1 protein-coding gene is annotated in these 272 nt (G+C 46.3%); it reads left to right on the top strand.

Annotated elements, in window-relative coordinates:
* Positions 1 to 272: hypothetical protein (locus tag QN347_RS19935; protein ID WP_323494420.1), on the top strand; the 272-nt coding region annotated here is incomplete at both ends.

Raw genomic sequence — 272 nt, 5'->3', positions numbered from 1 at the left:
GACATGCTCTTGCTGTTTTGTCGACACTTTTTTCTGCAGCAGCAGGCCGCGATTGGCGCTTCGCTCTTCATTCCGATGCGCGTCGTCTGGTAAGTTCGATGCAAGTAGCATTAAAGCTAGTCGCTAGCCATAGGAGCATCACCGACAATTTGTCAGCACCTTGGTCTACACAAACGATCGCCGGTGTGAATAAAGGTTTGCAACTGCTTGAAAAAACAAGCATCTTGAAATCGCAACTTTCAACAACTTGGTCTAAATCCGTTGTAGATAAC

Origin of the sequence: Sphingomonas sp. 10B4, from assembly GCF_035019905.1 — a bacterium.
In the GTDB taxonomy this organism is placed as follows: domain Bacteria; phylum Pseudomonadota; class Alphaproteobacteria; order Sphingomonadales; family Sphingomonadaceae; genus Sphingomonas; species Sphingomonas glacialis.
This window is presented reverse-complemented; position numbering and strand designations above follow the sequence as displayed.